Genomic DNA, 15,383 nt, shown 5'->3' with positions numbered 1-15,383 from the left:
GCAATCATTAAACCCTCGTTGTTTTGTCACTTTTTTCTGCGCCAATATCACGGAAAAATAACGACAGAATATCGATATAAATCAAAACACTACAGAGAAATATAACTGTTCTGCCTTTATCATGAGGGTACGCTATCGTCTAGAAAAAAGACGGAATTCAAAGGAAAGAAAGTTAACGCTTGTTTTCGGGATTGAGTGGTGAATATCTTGTTACAAGAAGTAGAGTTGATTGGAGATGAAAGTGTCTGAATGAAACAAATACAGCAGGACAAATTAAGGAACAGCGTTAGTATATAGGTCCCGACAACACCATCTGATCATTAACAATGTTAAAAAAGAAGTGTAAACAGGAAAAACAGTAAAGATAACAGAGATGAAGCTAAGAGAAATTCATTTTTTGGAAGACCAAACAAATACCCAAGATTGGAATATAGATAATTGTCTGGCAAGAAACGACTCTCCAGCAGAGTGTCAATATGAGAAGTAAACAAGTCCTGGATACATTTTACCGGATAGCCGGCCAGCAAAGTGCCGGTCCGATAGACTTAGTTCAAGGCTATGGATTCCATTGTTGAATCAGCAACACCCCCATCAATAAATGCACGACACAGCAAAGCCTGTAACAAATAACAGCTTGCTTACTCTGAACCGCCTTCCTTTGACCGAAACAGGCTGTGGTTCGAAGGCGGTCATCACCAAACAGAACTTCGAGTACGTGGCTACCGTCGCTTGCCAACAGTGGACTGGTGTCAAAATAGAGAAACGCTATGCACAACACAAGGAAGGTATGCAGGGTAGACGCCGTGACACCAAACCCAGTCAGGCTTAGATAACTCGACGACAGCAGCAGGGTTGCCGTTGCCCCGGCAAACAGCAGATTCGTTATGGGCCCTGCAAGGGGAATGCAAAGTTTTCGCCAACGATTAGTCAGGTAAGCGCTGGCGCTGGTATCGACAAAGGGGCCGGGCAACACTCCGGCATGAAACACAATACCAAATCTTCCCGCCGGCACGCCAGCGATCCGGCAGGCGACGGCATGAGAAAACTCATGGACCGGTATAACCAACAAGACAAACAGCCATACTCCGAACAAATCAACATGCAATACCAGTTGCGACAGGGGGGGCACTGCCTGGTGGTAAAAGAGCAGGTAGCAGGCCAGGCAGGAAGATGAAATCAAGAAGGCATAAAGAAAGAGTCTGACTGCACTATGAACCTTACTGAGCAGGCAGGCCACGAGTCTGGCTGCCGGGTCAAAGCTGCAGAGGTAAATGAAGCCTTTTCTCTGCTTGTCATCGGTTACCCTCACTACCAGACCGGTTTGCAACAAGGAAGCCAGCAAATGGTGTAGCGCATTTTCCACTTTCTTGGCCCCAGGATAATGTTGATTGACTACGGCGAGCAGCTCTTCAAAACTCGCCCCCCGGTGCAAAGGAGCTAGCAAGCACCGGGCCGTACCGGTAACAGCGACCGACTTGCCGGTTCTGCCATGGCTAAGGACGACTTGGGTATTCTCAATACTGGCGCTCACCCCGTGGTCAAACCTGTAGCCGGAAGCAGCCCGCATCTGGTCGACAATCATGTGATGATTCCGTAACTAATCTGATTCAAAAGGAAGGAAGTGAATGTCTGCTGGGAGCTGTGATTACTGAAAACTTCACTCCCCGGTCCCGCACAAGGGGTTTTCATTCCCCCGGTAGATTCTTACCAGGGGGAAAGTGCAATCCGTCTGCGCTGCTGCCTCAGTAGCACTTGGCGATCGTCTGGCAGTAGAGCAACTCAAACCAGTCATCGACGCCCCTTTCACTCACTTCGCTTGGATCAATATCTGAAGACACATCCTTCTCTTCGTTGGCCAGCGTTGGATTGGCACAGGCAAAGCTGAAAGAAAGAACCAGGGCAATTTTGGCGAACTTTTTCATTTTGGATCTCCTAAGTGGTTACGTAGTTTGCATCCGTGTATTGGCACACTGAATGGGAAGTCAGTTTCTGCGACTGCTCAGGTAACCAATAGTCGGTTTCGGAACTGGTGACCTTTGCTGTTGCATTTTGAATGTAGCAACGATTCTTCTGCCCATAATCGTCAAACCCTGTTCCTATCAGCATCAAATTATATTTTTAATCTCACGGAAACCTCGCCGACAACTTTCTTCTTTTTAATCAAAAGCATAAAAGCACATTCACGGCGCGACGGGCCAATCCGTCGGGCTGTATTCCTGGCCCAGGTGAGGATGGTTACTCGATTTTCCCGCCTGGTCGGTGGGTAGGAGGAGCCGGAATGACGGAATCGACACATTCTTTAAAGGGAATGCCTGGTGGCGGAGCAAACAAGTCCGAGCACTGGTATCTATATCTTTCATCCATCACCAAGCCATGTATCATGGATTTTATCCGGCCACCCTGAGAATGGGTTGGTATCCTTGATAGAAATTAGAACAATAGCCCGCCGTCACAATGGATAGGGAACTTAGGGAATATCAGGTTTGGAGTCAGTAATGAGGGGTTCGGTAACGGAAATCCGCTTAGACAGATGGACTGTTCATCTGGAAGATTTGCGATTGGAACATGAGGGTGAGACATACCAGTTGGAGCCCAGAGCAATGGATCTGCTGCTTTTTCTGGTCAATAATCGCGGCAAGGTCATCTCAAGGGACAGTTTAATTGAGAACGTTTGGGGCGGCACTATTGTCAGCGACCATGCCGTAACCTCATGCATAGCCAAGATCCGCAAAGTATTTAATAAAGAAAACTCCAACAAGAATGTTATAGAGACGATCTCCAAGCGAGGCTACAGATTGAACCCCACAATCTGTGTGGAGTTCTTAGAAACCGAAGCTATACCAGCCCCTCTTAACACTCCTTCACCGCAAGCCATGTTGACGGAGGGACCAGGGGATAGGCAACTCTTGTCCAGTCGTTCCCCTAAACTGCTGTTTACTTACACAGGTATAGTGATCTTGGCAGGCATGCTCGCCTTCGCCATATATTCCCAGTTTACTCCGGCCGGCAATCCTTCTTCCTCTTACTTACATAGCCGAATCGAACCGATGACCAGTCTGAATGGACTGGAGTATTCTCCAAAGGTCTCAACCGACGGCAAATTGCTCAGTTACCTTTATAAGGGGGAGGAAACGGCTGACTGGTCTATGCACGTCATGGAGACTGACAGCAGGCACATTGTGACGCGCATTCCGGATGTAGCCGAATATACCCGTCAGGCATGGTCTGCCGACAACAGTTCCTTGATCTATCACAGAATCACCGATGAGGGTTGCGGTATCTTCGTCGCCACTTTGTCTGCACAGCCCCTGGGGCATACAGAAAAGCAAGTGGCCACCTGCCTGCCCCACAGCCAGGAAATCAGCTTCAGCTGGGAGGATAGTGATTCACTGGTCTACTACAACGAGAGTCCGGCTCCCCAGGAGCCCAGAGCTTTGCATCAGCTGAATATCAAAACAGGTAAAAAAATGCAGATCAGTAAGCCTCTGGATGCTGGCTTTGGCGACTACAACCCGGTTTACCATCAACTAAGCCATAGTCTGTACTTTCTGCGCAATAAATACTGGAAAAACGAGACTCACCTGATGCAGCTCGATCTGGCTGACAACCGCCTGACCGATTTGTTCAGGGCGAATCAGCTTATCAATTCCTTCTCTTTGGATGATAAAGGCTGGCCTATCTATCAGTCAGACAGAAACAGTATCGTCAGTCTGGATCCTCAACGAAAGGTCGAGCAGTTGATTTACCGTTCGCTCATTCCCACCAAGCAACCGATTTTCAACTCTGCGGGACCCGCGCTGTATTTTGTCAGTGAAGCCAACTATGAGAAGGATTTAGGGCTGTACTCACTCTCTGGAGATGGGCTGGATTTATCCAGGGTCAATACCTCAAGGGACGATTTCTCGCCGGTATTCGCCAATCGTTCAGACCTGTTTGCTTTGGTATCAAATCAAAGCGGCAATCCGCAGATTTATGTGTATGACTTTGCCATGAACAATGTGCTGACCTCGGATTTTGACAAAGAAATCATCCCCGGCAACCTGGTCTGGTCCGAGGATGATAAGAGACTGTTCTTCACGCAAAAATCTGAAGTGATTTCGATTGAGCTCGCCACGGCAAAAGTCAGCAGGATCCCGATTCCCTTTAATTATGTTCAGCTTTCCATCGCGCCGGATAGTGACGAAGGTTTCTATTTTGCTTCAGATCACGACAATGACTGGCAGATCTATACGTACAACAAGGGTGATATCCAACAGGTTACTGAATTTGGGGGCTATATAGGCAAAAAAAGTCATGATGATCGATACCTCTACTATTCCAAGTTCCGTAAGCTGGGATTATGGCGAAAAGATCTATCCAGCGGAGCCGAAGAACTATTCATTCCCGGGATAGATATCCTTATCCCGGGCAGTTTCCAGGTCTTTGAGGACAGCATCACCTACAAGCTGAAAAGTGATTCCGGGTTTGACGTATTACTCTACGATTTATCCACTGGTGAGCAGACCAGGCTGGCCAAGGTAGCCGGAGAAAACGAACGTCCTTTCTCTGTCTCCCATGACCGCCAATACATCTTGTATGAAAAGCTTATTCAGGACGCCAGTGCCGATATTGTGAAACTCAGTCTTTGAAGGGGGTCAACGCCTTCGAATTTATTCATTCCAATCGCGACATCCAGGTTGACGGTCAGAAATTGCGGCTCTCTGTCTACTATCACACCCACGGAGGATGGTTCAGTGACTACCAGACAAATCTCCGGACCCACCTGCTGAGGTTTGCCCACTCCGAGCTGGCTGCACAGATTAGGGCAACTATGCATATTCAGGCTGACATCAGTAACTTGAGAGTTACCGACCTGTTCGGCACCAACAGAGCCTACGGCAATGCTTCTCCTACCAGCATTGCCGCCCTGATGAACTCGGGCCTGAATAAGCATGGCATGCTCAGTAATTTTCAGGGAGAAGGGCTGTCCCACCGGCAGACCACCAGACTCAGAGAACTGATGCACACCCGGGCGGTAAATTTTGATGATGCCTCGGTAACTGTCACAGATATCGAGAAACCTAGCACAGTTTTTGACTGAATAGCTGCGGCGGTTAGCCCAGGCTCCAGTAACCGTGCCGGATAAGCCGCTCAAGCAACAGGCACAGCGCCTGGAAATCCGCCTCCTGCATATCCCCGGCGTATTGCCAGGCGGGGCTGCCCAGCAACTTATCCAACCAGGGACGCAGGCTTACCCGGGTAGGGAGGCGGCATTCATTGAGATATAGCGCCAAGTCAGTCTGCCCGGGGTCGGGTTGTTGCCAGAGCGGCACTACGTCCAGGCGGCGCACAACTGGCAGTCCGGCCTGCAGATGGGCTGAGATCTGCTCAGTGGTCACCATTTGAAATTCATGGTTGTTATCGGATGGTGCTGGTCCGGCCTCGCTGAGGAAACTACCCAGCCATTGGTCAAAACCTTCCCCGTCGAAAGCCTTTAGCATTAACGCCCGCAAGGCCTCTTTGTCCTGCCGGGTGATTTCATGCTGAAATTCGCGCAGGCTCAGGCCGGGATCCTGATGGCGTTGGCTCGTCTCTTGTTGATCTAATACGTAGTCAGCAAAGGAGGACAGCAGCTCCTGCTGATTCGGGGCGCGAAACCCCACCGAGTAATTCAGGCAATCGCTGAGGGCTTCGCCGGCATGAGGAAACCCCGGTGGAATATAGAGGATATCGCCGCTTTGCAGGACTTCATCAAGAATCGGAGTAAAGGGCTCAACCTGGCGCAACAGCGGATGGGGTTGAAGTTCGGTTAAGGGCTTAGCGGCTCCCACCTGCCAGCGCCTGCTGCCCTTACCCTGAATAATAAACACATCATACTGATCCACATGGGGGCCGACCCCGCCACCGGGCACCGAATAGCTCACCATCAGATCGTCCAGGCGCCAGCGCGGGATAAAATTGAATGCGTTGAGCAGGTCGCTGGCCTCATCCAGATAGCGATCCACGCTTTGTACCAGCAGGCTCCACTTTCCCTGGCAGTAGGGTTCGAAGTCCTCGAACGGGCCCTGACTGGCCTGCCATTTCTGCCCCTGGTTGGAGACAATTCTTGAGTCCACGTCCGGCTCCTGGGCCAGGCCGGCCAGATCATGTTCATCCAGCGGATCGATAAAATCGACGAAGCCGCCACGAATTAACAGCGGCTGTTTTTGCCAGTAATTGGCCAGAAAAGTATGGGGATCGAAGCCCTGGAGTTGGTACATGACGGATGCTTGCTTTGATATCAGGGGCGCATCTTTACACAAGGAGAGATGGGATGCACCTCCCTGCGACAAGCATGACTCTTCAAACAGAGGCTAGCCATGCCACCAAAAAAGACCTAAAATAAGAGCCAAATATAGACCTCAAAAAGGCTTAACATGCGTCAGATTTTAGCCGATTTATCTGTAAGCATTTCAGAGTTAAAGAAAAATCCCTCCTCCTTGCTGTCTCAGGCAAGTGGTTCCCCTATCGCCGTGTTAAACCACAACAAGCCCGCAGCCTACCTGATTCCGGCTGAAACCTATGAGGCTTTGATGGATATGATTGAGGATTATGAGCTTGCAAAACTGGTGGAAGAGCGGCGCGGCGGCAAAGACCAGGCCATAGAAGTGTCTCTGGATGACTTATAGGCTGCGATTTCTCCCAGCGGCGCTAAAAGAGTGGGACAAACTAGGCGCTCCCATACGCAGCCAGTTTAAAAAGAAATTAGCAGAAAGACTGGAACAGCCGAGAGTCCCCGCAGACAAGCTGAGCGGCTATGACTCGGTGTATAAGATCAAACTTCGCTCGGCTGGCTACAGACTGGCGTACGAAGTGATTGATAATGAGCTACTTGTCTATGTCATTGCCATTGGTAAGCGCGAGAAAGGTAAAATTTATTCATCCCATAAAAAACGGACTGAGTGATGTATTTCCAGAATACTCATCCTTCCCTTTTAGTCCTACCCGCCAAGGCGAGCTTAATCTCGCCGTAGGAGTAGTCATCCCCCAGGGCTTGTTTCAGGACGCCAAAGCTTTCCTGACCCAGTCTGTCGGCTGCTTCGAGAATGGCGGTGATTTTTTCGGGGGCGACTATCTGTTTTGCTGACAGCTCGCCTTGTTCCACATAGTGGGCCAGATGGGTTTCGATGGTGCTTGTCGCCAGGCCCCGCTGCTCGGCAATCTTATCCGGACTCAGGCCCTGTCTGAACAGTTCCAGGCTTTGTGCTTTGGTATCTGGTTTGGGTTTATCGGCTTTGGGCTTATCAGGCTCAGGCGTCGGTTTACCGGGCTGCAGGCCTTGTTCATTACAATAATCGGCCACCAGCTGTAAAAGCGCCTCCCCGTATTTATCCACTGTGGCCGGCCCTACCTTACGCAGGCTGAGCAGGGTCTGGCGATCGCCCGGCAGGGCATTGGCAATCTGCAACATTACCTGCTGGTGCAAAATCCGGTAGTGGGGCAGATCTTCGCTTTTAGCCTGCTCCGCCCGCCAGGCTTTGAGCCTCTCCAGCAGCTTGGGATGCTTAAGATCCGCCATCTGCAGTTCACTGGTGGTCTTACGCGCAGTGGACGTCGCAGCCTTGTCGATCTGCGCCTTGGCCACCGCGTCCAGATAGGCACTGGTATGGAAACCTGATCCCATGCTGTTTAACGCCGCCTGCTTGACTGCCACTGCCTCGCGCAAATTGACCAGCGCCTTATCCAGTTGCTTACTGATGGCCTTATTGTCGCTCTGGAAACTAAAATCCTGCAGCCAGGCCGTCAGCTCAGCCAATTGTTCGGTAAAGTACTCCCTGGCTTTAGTAACCCGTTCCTGCACTTTTTTATCCTGCTGTGGCTCCGACTGTGGGTTAAACAGTGACTGCAACTGATGGGCAAATTTTACCGCCACCGCCAATACTGCTTGTTGCAGGGTCTGGTTGATGGGCGTCAGTTGATCGGCGCCGGCGGACTGGATTAACGCTTTATGCTCCTGCAAGGCCCGGTTCAGGCCGGTTAACCGATATCCCAGCGCGCCAAAGTCAAAGGCCTGCAACAGCAGCTCCTGCTGATAGGTGATTCTGGCCAGCTGTAACAACGACTCGTCGGGCGGCTGCTGGTGGCTGGCGAACTGGCTCACCGCCTCGTCGGTCTTCACCGCACTTGCTGTTATCGGGCTTTGCAGCACCAGGCCTTCCAGGCTTTTGCAGCGGCTTAAGGCCACATAGATCTGGCCATGGGAGAAGGCTGCCTGGCCGTCGATAATGGCCCGCTCGAAGGTCAGCCCCTGACTCTTGTGAATGGTCACAGCCCAGGCCAGGCGCAGCGGCATCTGGGTAAAGCTGCCGATGACCTGCTCGGTGATTTCCCCGGAGTCTTTGTCCAGAGCGTATTTGATATTTTCCCAGGTCACCGGTGTAACAAGGATCTCATCCTGCTCACCGGGGCAGCGCACCCGCACCTGCTCTTTGTCCAGATGGGTCACCACACCGGTCTTGCCGTTGTAATAGCGCTGCTCCTGGTTGTCGTTACGCATAAACATGACCTGAGCACCGGGTTTTAGCAGCAGATGCTCGGCCACCGGATAGTTCTGCGCCGGATAGTCTCCCTCTACTTTTGCCGCAAACTGCACTTCAGCGCTGTCCAGCGCCGCCAGTTGCCGGCTATTGATGGCATCGGCGCTGTGATTATGGGTGGTCAGGGTAATATAGTGCTCGCCCTGCGGTGGGCTGAAATCCGGACGATAGCGACTGGCAAGCAGCGCCAACGCGTCATCGTCCAGCTGATTGTCGCGGATCTTGTTCAAAAGATGGATAAAGCGCGGATCGGACTGGCGATACACCTGCTGCAGCTCCAGGGTCTGCCAGGGCGCCCGCTGCAGGGCCTGACTGCTGAAAAAATAGGGACTGGCATAGTGGGAACTGAGCGTAGCCCAGTCCTGCTCTTTGGCAACCGGTGCCAACTGATGCAAATCACCGATCATCAACAGCTGCACGCCGCCAAAGGGTGTATCGCTGCGCCGGTGTCGCCTGAGCACTGCGTCCACCGCATCCAGCATATCGGCCCTGACCATACTGATTTCATCAATCACCAGCAGATTCAGGCTGAGGATGATATTGACCTTTTCCTTGCTGAATCTGTGCTGATGAGGCAATTCGCTGCCCGGCACATAAGGGCCGAACGGCAGCTGGAAGAATGAGTGCAGGGTCACGCCACCGGCATTGATGGCCGCCACACCGGTTGGGGCGGTCACCATCATGCGTTTGGGGGACGATTGTTTGAGGTCACGTAAAAAGGTGGTCTTGCCGGTGCCGGCTTTACCGGTCAGAAACAGATGCAGGCCGGTCTGTTCGACCAGCGCCCTGGCCAGTTGCAACTGCGGGTTGTCGCTGCCTGTTGTGAGGGTGTCCATGGGTCGATTCCCTGTGGCGACCTGATAACAGCTGCCAGTTTAGCATTATCCGCAGATGAATTTTGCCTGCCACGATGTACTTTGTAACAACTTGGATTTGGCCTGTCAGGCGAATTCTGTGATTGTGGGACAAAACCCTAACAAGGACAGACCTGATGTTTTCACGCACCCTTTTTATTGCGGCTCTGCTGCTTAGCCCCATCATCCTGGCTGGCGAACAGAGCGATGACCTAAGCCGGAAAATCCTGGCACTGGACAAGCAACTCTTCACGGCCTTTAACCAACGTAACCTGGAAACGATGAAAGCAATGCTCAGTCAGGATCTGGAGTTCTACCATGACAAGGCCGGGGTCACCGATTATCAGCAGAATCTCAAATCCACCATGAACCTGTTCAGCAGTGACTCCGATCTGACCCGCGAGCTGCTGCCTGAGTATACCGAAGTGCACCCGGTTCCCGGCTACGGCGCGATCCAGAGCGGCCGGCACAGATTCTGCCATACGGCACAAAACGGCCAGCCGGATTGCGGAGTTTTCAAATTCCTGCATATCTGGAAACGGGACGGGGATACCTGGCAGATCACCCGGGTGGTGAGTTACGACCATTGAGCAGTATGTAACGAGGCAGCCGTCCCCGGACAAGCCACCCTGGCAACATAGTCTGCTCAGTCCCTGAACATTCCCAGGGTGGCCATTAATTGTGCCTGTGAATGCACCTGCATCTTCTTGTAAATAGCCTTTAAATGCGTCGCCAGGGTATTGTGCGTTACCCCCTGCTCTCTGGTTAGTTGGGCGAGCGTTTTCTTACTGTTAATGGCCTGGACCAACGCCAGTTCTTTGGGGGTCAAGCCATACTCTCTGGCCAGCATTGACCAATTAACTGCATTCTGACGGCTCAGGGTAACCAGGCAGCATGGCTGGTTAATATCGACAAATTCGGTATGTCGGTTCAGCGGGGTCACTGCCAGCAGCAGAGATTCCCCCTCCGGGCGATTGAGCAAAATGGACTCTTTTGAATCAATTGAGGTGGGAAAATTGGCGCATTGGCTTATACATTGCTGCAGTCGCAGATCATAGGCGGAAGGAAACAGCGTCAACCGGTTCCCCTGGATTTGAATATCCTTGGCATGGGCCAGTTCGCGATTGGCAGACTCGTTAGCCAGCAGCACGCCTCCTTTGGCGTCGCACACCAGTATGCCCTTGTCCGTCTGGTCCAGGATACTTTTGCTGATACTGGCGTACTGTTTATACAGGGTCAGGTCCCGGTAAAGCTGAATCGACCTGGCCAGGTGCGGCGTCAGCAAACTTATCAGTTGCAGATCCCGGGCCTCATACCGGGGATCCTCCTGCCCGCGATTAATGGCAAAAACAGACTCGTGCCTGGCGTCTCTAATCAGCAGGCTGGCGATGGAGTATTTGGTTTTGAAGGGCAGATAGAAGTCTTTATAAAAAGCCGTTTTTTCGAACGCCTCCACGTCAATGGCGCCCGTCAGCTCAAGGCTGTCCCCTTCCAGCATATTCGCCATGGTCTGGTAGAGGGGATCTTCCAAGGTGCGCTTCTGATACGCAGCGTAAGCCTCGTAAGGAAAGTCGAAGGTGGTTCTGAATTCCAGCAGCAAAGGGGTGGGCTTATCCAACTCCTGGAAAAAGAAAAACGCCTTATTGGAGGCGGTGCTTTCAATAATACCGTCCAGCACCCCTGACCACTGACCGTCCAGCCCGGCCTGATAGATCTGTCCAATAAGGCTGGACAACTGCACTGGGCAAATGCCTGTAGACTGCTCTGGCTGCACCATACTATACCAAACTGCAACATTGGATTAGGGCTGGGGCCATACGCTAATCCAAGCGCCAGATTTGTCAATTGGATTGTGCGTTACGACCCACAAAATCTCACCCGTTCAGGTGAGACTGGAATTTTTACATGGTCAGCCCCTGTACTGATGGAGCCCACAGCAACAACTCCTTGCTGAGCAAGCCCCCGGCTTTTCTTCTCACCTGAACAGGTGAGTCGAATACTTTGACAACCTCTCGAAATCGCCTCTTAAAAACATCATAACCAATTGTTTATTATGATTATTTTAAAGTGGCGCGATCTTTGAGTGGCGATAAGTTGTCTCTATGCCAGGAAGCATTGCACGAAAGTGCGGCCGGCTACCTGAGCAATGCTCTGGTGGGGATTACACCAGGGATTGCGCCCACCCTAGGAGGATGGGCCCCAGGGTAGGTGAATTACAGAGTTCCCGGTGAAAGTTGAAATATATCGCTTAGCCGATGGTGTTATTACCAATAATTATCTGGAGAAACAGATGTACTATCCATCAGAAGGTCATAATGTTAGCCGGCACAGGACCAGGAAGATCCTGTCCGCATTATTGCTTACTACCTTAATTTCCTGCGGAGGCGGAGGGGGCGATGAGGGCACGCCACCGCCTACCGACACAGATACCACCTCACCGGTCGTGACGATAGCCACAACGGCAGGAAGTTACTGGGCTCAGGATACCGTGTCACTGAGTGTCGCTGCCTCGGATAACAGCGGGCAGGTCAATGTGGCCTTAAGCTGCACTGACGGCACCCTGAGTGATACAGAGCTGACACTGCCCGACACCGATACACAAATCACTGTGACCTGTACGGCCACCGCTACCGACGCCGCCGGCAACAGCCGGGCCCAGTCCGTTAATATCACTGTCAATCCCGTCAGCGTGTCATTGCTGACAGCCGGCAACCTGACACCTGGCCAGATAGCGGTTCTTCAATACTCCGGTCCCGCACTCGACCCATCCAGCCTGAGCTTTATTACCGGCGACAGTAACGTGATGGCCACGGTCGTTGACAACAACATCTTTTTTATCGTGCCGGTAGTCGCCGAGGGACAACAGGAATTTCAGGTCAGTGTAAACAATCGTCAGCTGAGTTTTACCTCAGATCTGCTGCCCGGCGCCCCTATCAGTGATGTACGCAATTATCTGGACAGCGAAATAGACAGCCTGGTGGCATTCTGGCAGGCCAATCTGCCGGATCTCGCCCCCGGCGCCTTGCAGCAACTGATCAGCGACAAGCAGAGCATTCTCGACCTGCCGGCTGACCAGCTCGCTTTGCTGGCAAACATGCTGTATTTCAACCAGTCAGAAGAGGCCGCAGGGGCTGACCTGCTGGGCAGGACACCGGCTAACAAGGCCTCGTCGGTTATGCAACTGGCCATGGCCGGGATGGGCGCAAGCGATACTCAGTGTAATGCGGCACTGGTGCTCTTGTCCGATGCAGGGCCCCGCCTGGCGACAATCATGGGAGCCTATATTATCGCCGCCGGAGTATTCCCGGTGAACGTCCCGGTAATCCTGCTGGGCACCGCCGTTACCATTGCCGCCATCGGCAATCTGGATGAGGCCAGGAACGAAACACTGGAAAATTGCGTGGTGCGTGTGGCTTCTAAAATTATCGGCATTGATGTCAGTGACGCCAAGGGACAGGACGCCGGTATCGCCAGCGTCGACGAAGTAAACCTGACCTTCAGCAGCGGCAAAACCCGCGTATTTTCGGTTGAGTCCGATTACAACGTCGAGGACGAGTCCGCCGTAGACGCCCACAACTCCCTTTTTGGCGGCCTTGCTGCACTCGTCAACTCCACTATCGAATTGGTCCGGGAAACAGCTCAGTCCATTCTGGATAGGGTGCTGATCGATGCTGAAAAAACCGAAATGGAAGAGGCTTCCACTTTGTTTATCAGCAACTTCGTGGGCACCAATATCAGTCACCAGATTAGCACCCGCAGCGCGACAGAATTCAATCTGACCTTCCAATTCGTGGATGAGACAAAAATCCCCGCTGAAGGCTATCAGGATTTCAGTTTCCGGGTGAAGAATGCCGACGGCAGCGTTGACATTCCCGTGCTCGGCAAGCTGTATGACGACAATGTGCCAGACCTGGTCTTTATATGGGATGGTCAGGAGCTGGGCAACGACACCCCCAGCCTTGAGGCCATCATGGAGATCAAGCCCGGTCAACAGGAGACCAATGGGACATTCCTGGTCCTGAATAAGGGCGAACGGGCAATCAAGGTAGACAAGGCCGTTAATGCCAACAATGAGTTTGTGCTGAGCAATGCCAATAGTCCGGTACTGGACACCGGGCAGTCAGCCAGTTACAGCCTCACTTACAAATTGCAGGCCAAGAACGAGAGCACCGCTTCACTGATATTCGGTCAACAGGGATTGGCGGACTTCGATCGCAGTTTCACGGTCAAGTCGGTGCTCAATTATGCCGGCGCCTATCAAGTGGAAACGGTTGAATCCTCCTCAGAAGAAGGCTGTGCCAGAGATCCCTACACCCTGACCTATTCGCTGACCAAAGTGAATTACAAGGAATACAGCCTGATGCTGGGCGATCACAAGGCAACCTTCACGGCTGGGGGTTCGTCGATCAGCACCAGCGGTACCCGCACCTTTGAGGAAGATGAGGGAATCACCACTGAGTCATATTCCATCAGCGTCAACTACCATGGTGAAGTCACCGGCGGTTCTAGCTGGAATTGGACCAGTGAAGATGGTGTAAATAAATGTGCCGGCTCTTCAAGCTTTTCAGGCGTAATACTGTAAAGGCACTCTGAGCCCTGCGCTTTGCCAGACATTTACTAGATAAAGGCCACCCGGATGTAACATCCGGGTGGCCTTTCGCTTCTGCATGCTTCGCTACCGAATATCTTATCCACTTAGTAGTCTATGGCTCGACACTTTAAACTATTGCTATTGCGAATTATTATTGTTTTATATAGCATCCCCATATTCTGCCAGATTTCTTTTACAGGACTTGGTTGTTCAAAGTGAACGGTTTAACGCATGCTAAAGATTAACAACAGATTCTGGTTCAAACTGCACGGCTGGCTGTCGCTGCCGGTGTGGGCGTTGTTCTGCTTTATCTGCATTACCGGCACCATTTCGGTTATCAGTCATGAGCTCACCTGGCTGACCAATCCTAATGCCCGCGCCGCCAATCCGGCTGATCTGCCTGCCAAACCGGCCGCCGAACTGGTGCAAATCGTCAAACAGGCCTACCCGACCGCCGATGTGACCAACGTGGTCAGCTTTGAGCCCTATCTGGTGAATGGGGTGCTCTTTACCGATCACGACAAGCCCGTCGCCATTGCCTACGTGAACCAATACAGCGGTGAGATCCAGGAAGTGAACCAGGGCATCACCTTTATCAACTTTATGCGATCCTTGCACGGCTGGCTGTTGTTTCCCTGGCACGGCAGTTACAGTATTGGCTACTACCTGGTCAGCCTGACGGCCTTTGTCACCCTGGGCGCGGTGATCACCGGAATGATAGTGTATAAAGGCTTCTGGCGTGCTTTTACCCAGCCCAAATTGCGCATGAGCCAGGGCAAGAAGACCTTCCTCACCGATTTGCATAAACTGTCCGGGGTCTGGTCCATCTGGTTTTTACTGGTTATGGGTCTGACCGGCCTCTGGTATCTGATACAGGCCATCCTCTGGCATGTGGATTATGATATTGAGCCGCATCCCCCCTTGGCGCAAATCAGTCAGTTGCCTGCCGATATTGCACAGCCGCCGCAGCCGCCGTTGGATCTGAATGGCGCCATGGCCATTGCCAAACAGCGTTATCCGGAGTTTTCCCCCAGCTACCTGATGATGCCGGAACATCCCCGCGACACATTTAAACTATATGGTGGCGGCGATCATGCGTTTTACGATGAGATGTCTTATTTCCTTGCCATCAATCCCTGGAATAAGGAAGTGGTCGGCGACCTCAATCCCGATAAGATGGATATCCTGCAGACCCTGGCCCATATTGCCGATCCCTTACATTACGGCACACTGGGCGGACTGTGGACCAAGGCTATCTGGTTTGTGTTTGGTTTGATTATCAGCGGCATGTCGGTGACCGGCTTTTTAATCTGGGGCAGTCGCACGGTGAAGGCCGCGAGACAGACACCCGCGCCTGTCGGACAGACAGTACAGGAAGGTTAA

The 15,383-nt window shown here is 52.1% G+C and carries 12 protein-coding genes; 7 read left to right on the top strand and 5 right to left on the bottom strand.

Annotated elements, in window-relative coordinates:
* Positions 1-556 precede the first annotated feature (556 nt).
* Both J0A66_RS01720 and J0A66_RS01715 read right to left on the bottom strand, forming a co-directional pair.
* The gene (locus tag J0A66_RS01720) at positions 557-1,582 is read right to left on the bottom strand and encodes a site-2 protease family protein (RefSeq protein ID WP_206572034.1); all 1,026 of its coding nucleotides are present in this window, start codon (positions 1,580-1,582) and stop codon (positions 557-559) included.
* A 160-nt stretch (positions 1,583-1,742) separates the two neighbouring features.
* On the bottom strand, positions 1,743-1,922 hold the full coding sequence (locus J0A66_RS01715) for a hypothetical protein (protein ID WP_206572033.1): 180 nt from the start codon (positions 1,920-1,922) through the stop codon (positions 1,743-1,745).
* A 573-nt stretch (positions 1,923-2,495) separates the two neighbouring features.
* On the opposite strand from J0A66_RS01715, the gene J0A66_RS01710 reads away from it, so the two are divergent.
* Positions 2,496-4,628: a winged helix-turn-helix domain-containing protein gene (locus tag J0A66_RS01710; RefSeq protein WP_206572032.1), complete on the top strand. Its 2,133-nt coding sequence runs from the start codon at positions 2,496-2,498 to the stop codon at positions 4,626-4,628.
* Positions 4,625-5,080, top strand: a complete 456-nt coding sequence (locus J0A66_RS01705) for a hypothetical protein (protein WP_206572031.1) — start codon at positions 4,625-4,627, stop codon at positions 5,078-5,080. The genes J0A66_RS01710 and J0A66_RS01705 overlap by 4 nt, the downstream gene beginning before the upstream one ends.
* A gap of 13 nt (positions 5,081-5,093) precedes the next feature.
* Here the strand turns inward: J0A66_RS01705 and J0A66_RS01700 are convergent, their stop codons facing one another.
* Positions 5,094-6,239, bottom strand: coding sequence for a cupin domain-containing protein (locus J0A66_RS01700; RefSeq protein WP_206572030.1), 1,146 nt, complete (start codon positions 6,237-6,239; stop codon positions 5,094-5,096).
* Positions 6,240-6,395: 156 nt separating this feature from the next.
* On the opposite strand from J0A66_RS01700, the gene J0A66_RS01695 reads away from it, so the two are divergent.
* On the top strand, positions 6,396-6,647 hold the full coding sequence (locus J0A66_RS01695) for a type II toxin-antitoxin system Phd/YefM family antitoxin (protein ID WP_206572029.1): 252 nt from the start codon (positions 6,396-6,398) through the stop codon (positions 6,645-6,647).
* The gene (locus J0A66_RS01690; RefSeq protein WP_206572028.1) at positions 6,637-6,924 is read left to right on the top strand and encodes a type II toxin-antitoxin system RelE family toxin; all 288 of its coding nucleotides are present in this window, start codon (positions 6,637-6,639) and stop codon (positions 6,922-6,924) included. Before J0A66_RS01695 ends, J0A66_RS01690 begins: the two co-directional genes overlap by 11 nt.
* Positions 6,925-6,940: 16 nt before the next feature.
* Here the strand turns inward: J0A66_RS01690 and J0A66_RS01685 are convergent, their stop codons facing one another.
* Positions 6,941-9,391 (bottom strand): helix-turn-helix domain-containing protein, encoded by a 2,451-nt coding sequence (locus J0A66_RS01685; RefSeq protein WP_206572027.1) that lies wholly within the window; start codon positions 9,389-9,391, stop codon positions 6,941-6,943.
* 155 nt (positions 9,392-9,546) lie between these two features.
* Between J0A66_RS01685 and J0A66_RS01680 the strand changes: the two genes are divergently transcribed.
* A complete protein-coding gene (locus J0A66_RS01680; RefSeq protein ID WP_206572026.1) occupies positions 9,547-9,999 on the top strand; it encodes a nuclear transport factor 2 family protein in 453 nt (150 codons plus the stop codon).
* Positions 10,000-10,055: 56 nt separating this feature from the next.
* On the opposite strand, the gene J0A66_RS01675 is transcribed toward J0A66_RS01680, so the two are convergent.
* The gene (locus tag J0A66_RS01675; protein WP_206572025.1) at positions 10,056-11,150 is read right to left on the bottom strand and encodes a helix-turn-helix transcriptional regulator; all 1,095 of its coding nucleotides are present in this window, start codon (positions 11,148-11,150) and stop codon (positions 10,056-10,058) included.
* Positions 11,151-11,636: 486 nt separating this feature from the next.
* Between J0A66_RS01675 and J0A66_RS01670 the strand changes: the two genes are divergently transcribed.
* On the top strand, positions 11,637-13,991 hold the full coding sequence (locus J0A66_RS01670) for a hypothetical protein (RefSeq protein WP_206572024.1): 2,355 nt from the start codon (positions 11,637-11,639) through the stop codon (positions 13,989-13,991).
* Positions 13,992-14,231: 240 nt separating this feature from the next.
* The gene (locus tag J0A66_RS01665; RefSeq protein ID WP_206572023.1) at positions 14,232-15,383 is read left to right on the top strand and encodes a PepSY-associated TM helix domain-containing protein; all 1,152 of its coding nucleotides are present in this window, start codon (positions 14,232-14,234) and stop codon (positions 15,381-15,383) included.

The sequence above is a fragment of the Bowmanella dokdonensis genome, assembly GCF_017254865.1.
Taxonomy (GTDB): domain Bacteria; phylum Pseudomonadota; class Gammaproteobacteria; order Enterobacterales; family Alteromonadaceae; genus Bowmanella; species Bowmanella dokdonensis.
This window is presented reverse-complemented; position numbering and strand designations above follow the sequence as displayed.

Bases quoted from the DNA above. Each gene is read 5' to 3' on its own strand.
- J0A66_RS01685 (WP_206572027.1), bottom strand. From the start codon at position 9,391: ATGGACACCCTCACAACAGGCAGCGACAACCCGCAGTTGCAACTGGCC.
- J0A66_RS01680 (WP_206572026.1), top strand. From the start codon at position 9,547: ATGTTTTCACGCACCCTTTTTATTGCGGCTCTGCTGCTTAGCCCCATC.
- J0A66_RS01710 (WP_206572032.1), top strand. From the start codon at position 2,496: ATGAGGGGTTCGGTAACGGAAATCCGCTTAGACAGATGGACTGTTCAT.
- J0A66_RS01665 (WP_206572023.1), top strand. From the start codon at position 14,232: ATGCTAAAGATTAACAACAGATTCTGGTTCAAACTGCACGGCTGGCTG.
- J0A66_RS01720 (WP_206572034.1), bottom strand. From the start codon at position 1,582: ATGATTGTCGACCAGATGCGGGCTGCTTCCGGCTACAGGTTTGACCAC.
- J0A66_RS01700 (WP_206572030.1), bottom strand. From the start codon at position 6,239: ATGTACCAACTCCAGGGCTTCGATCCCCATACTTTTCTGGCCAATTAC.
- J0A66_RS01695 (WP_206572029.1), top strand. From the start codon at position 6,396: ATGCGTCAGATTTTAGCCGATTTATCTGTAAGCATTTCAGAGTTAAAG.
- J0A66_RS01715 (WP_206572033.1), bottom strand. From the start codon at position 1,922: ATGAAAAAGTTCGCCAAAATTGCCCTGGTTCTTTCTTTCAGCTTTGCC.
- J0A66_RS01690 (WP_206572028.1), top strand. From the start codon at position 6,637: ATGACTTATAGGCTGCGATTTCTCCCAGCGGCGCTAAAAGAGTGGGAC.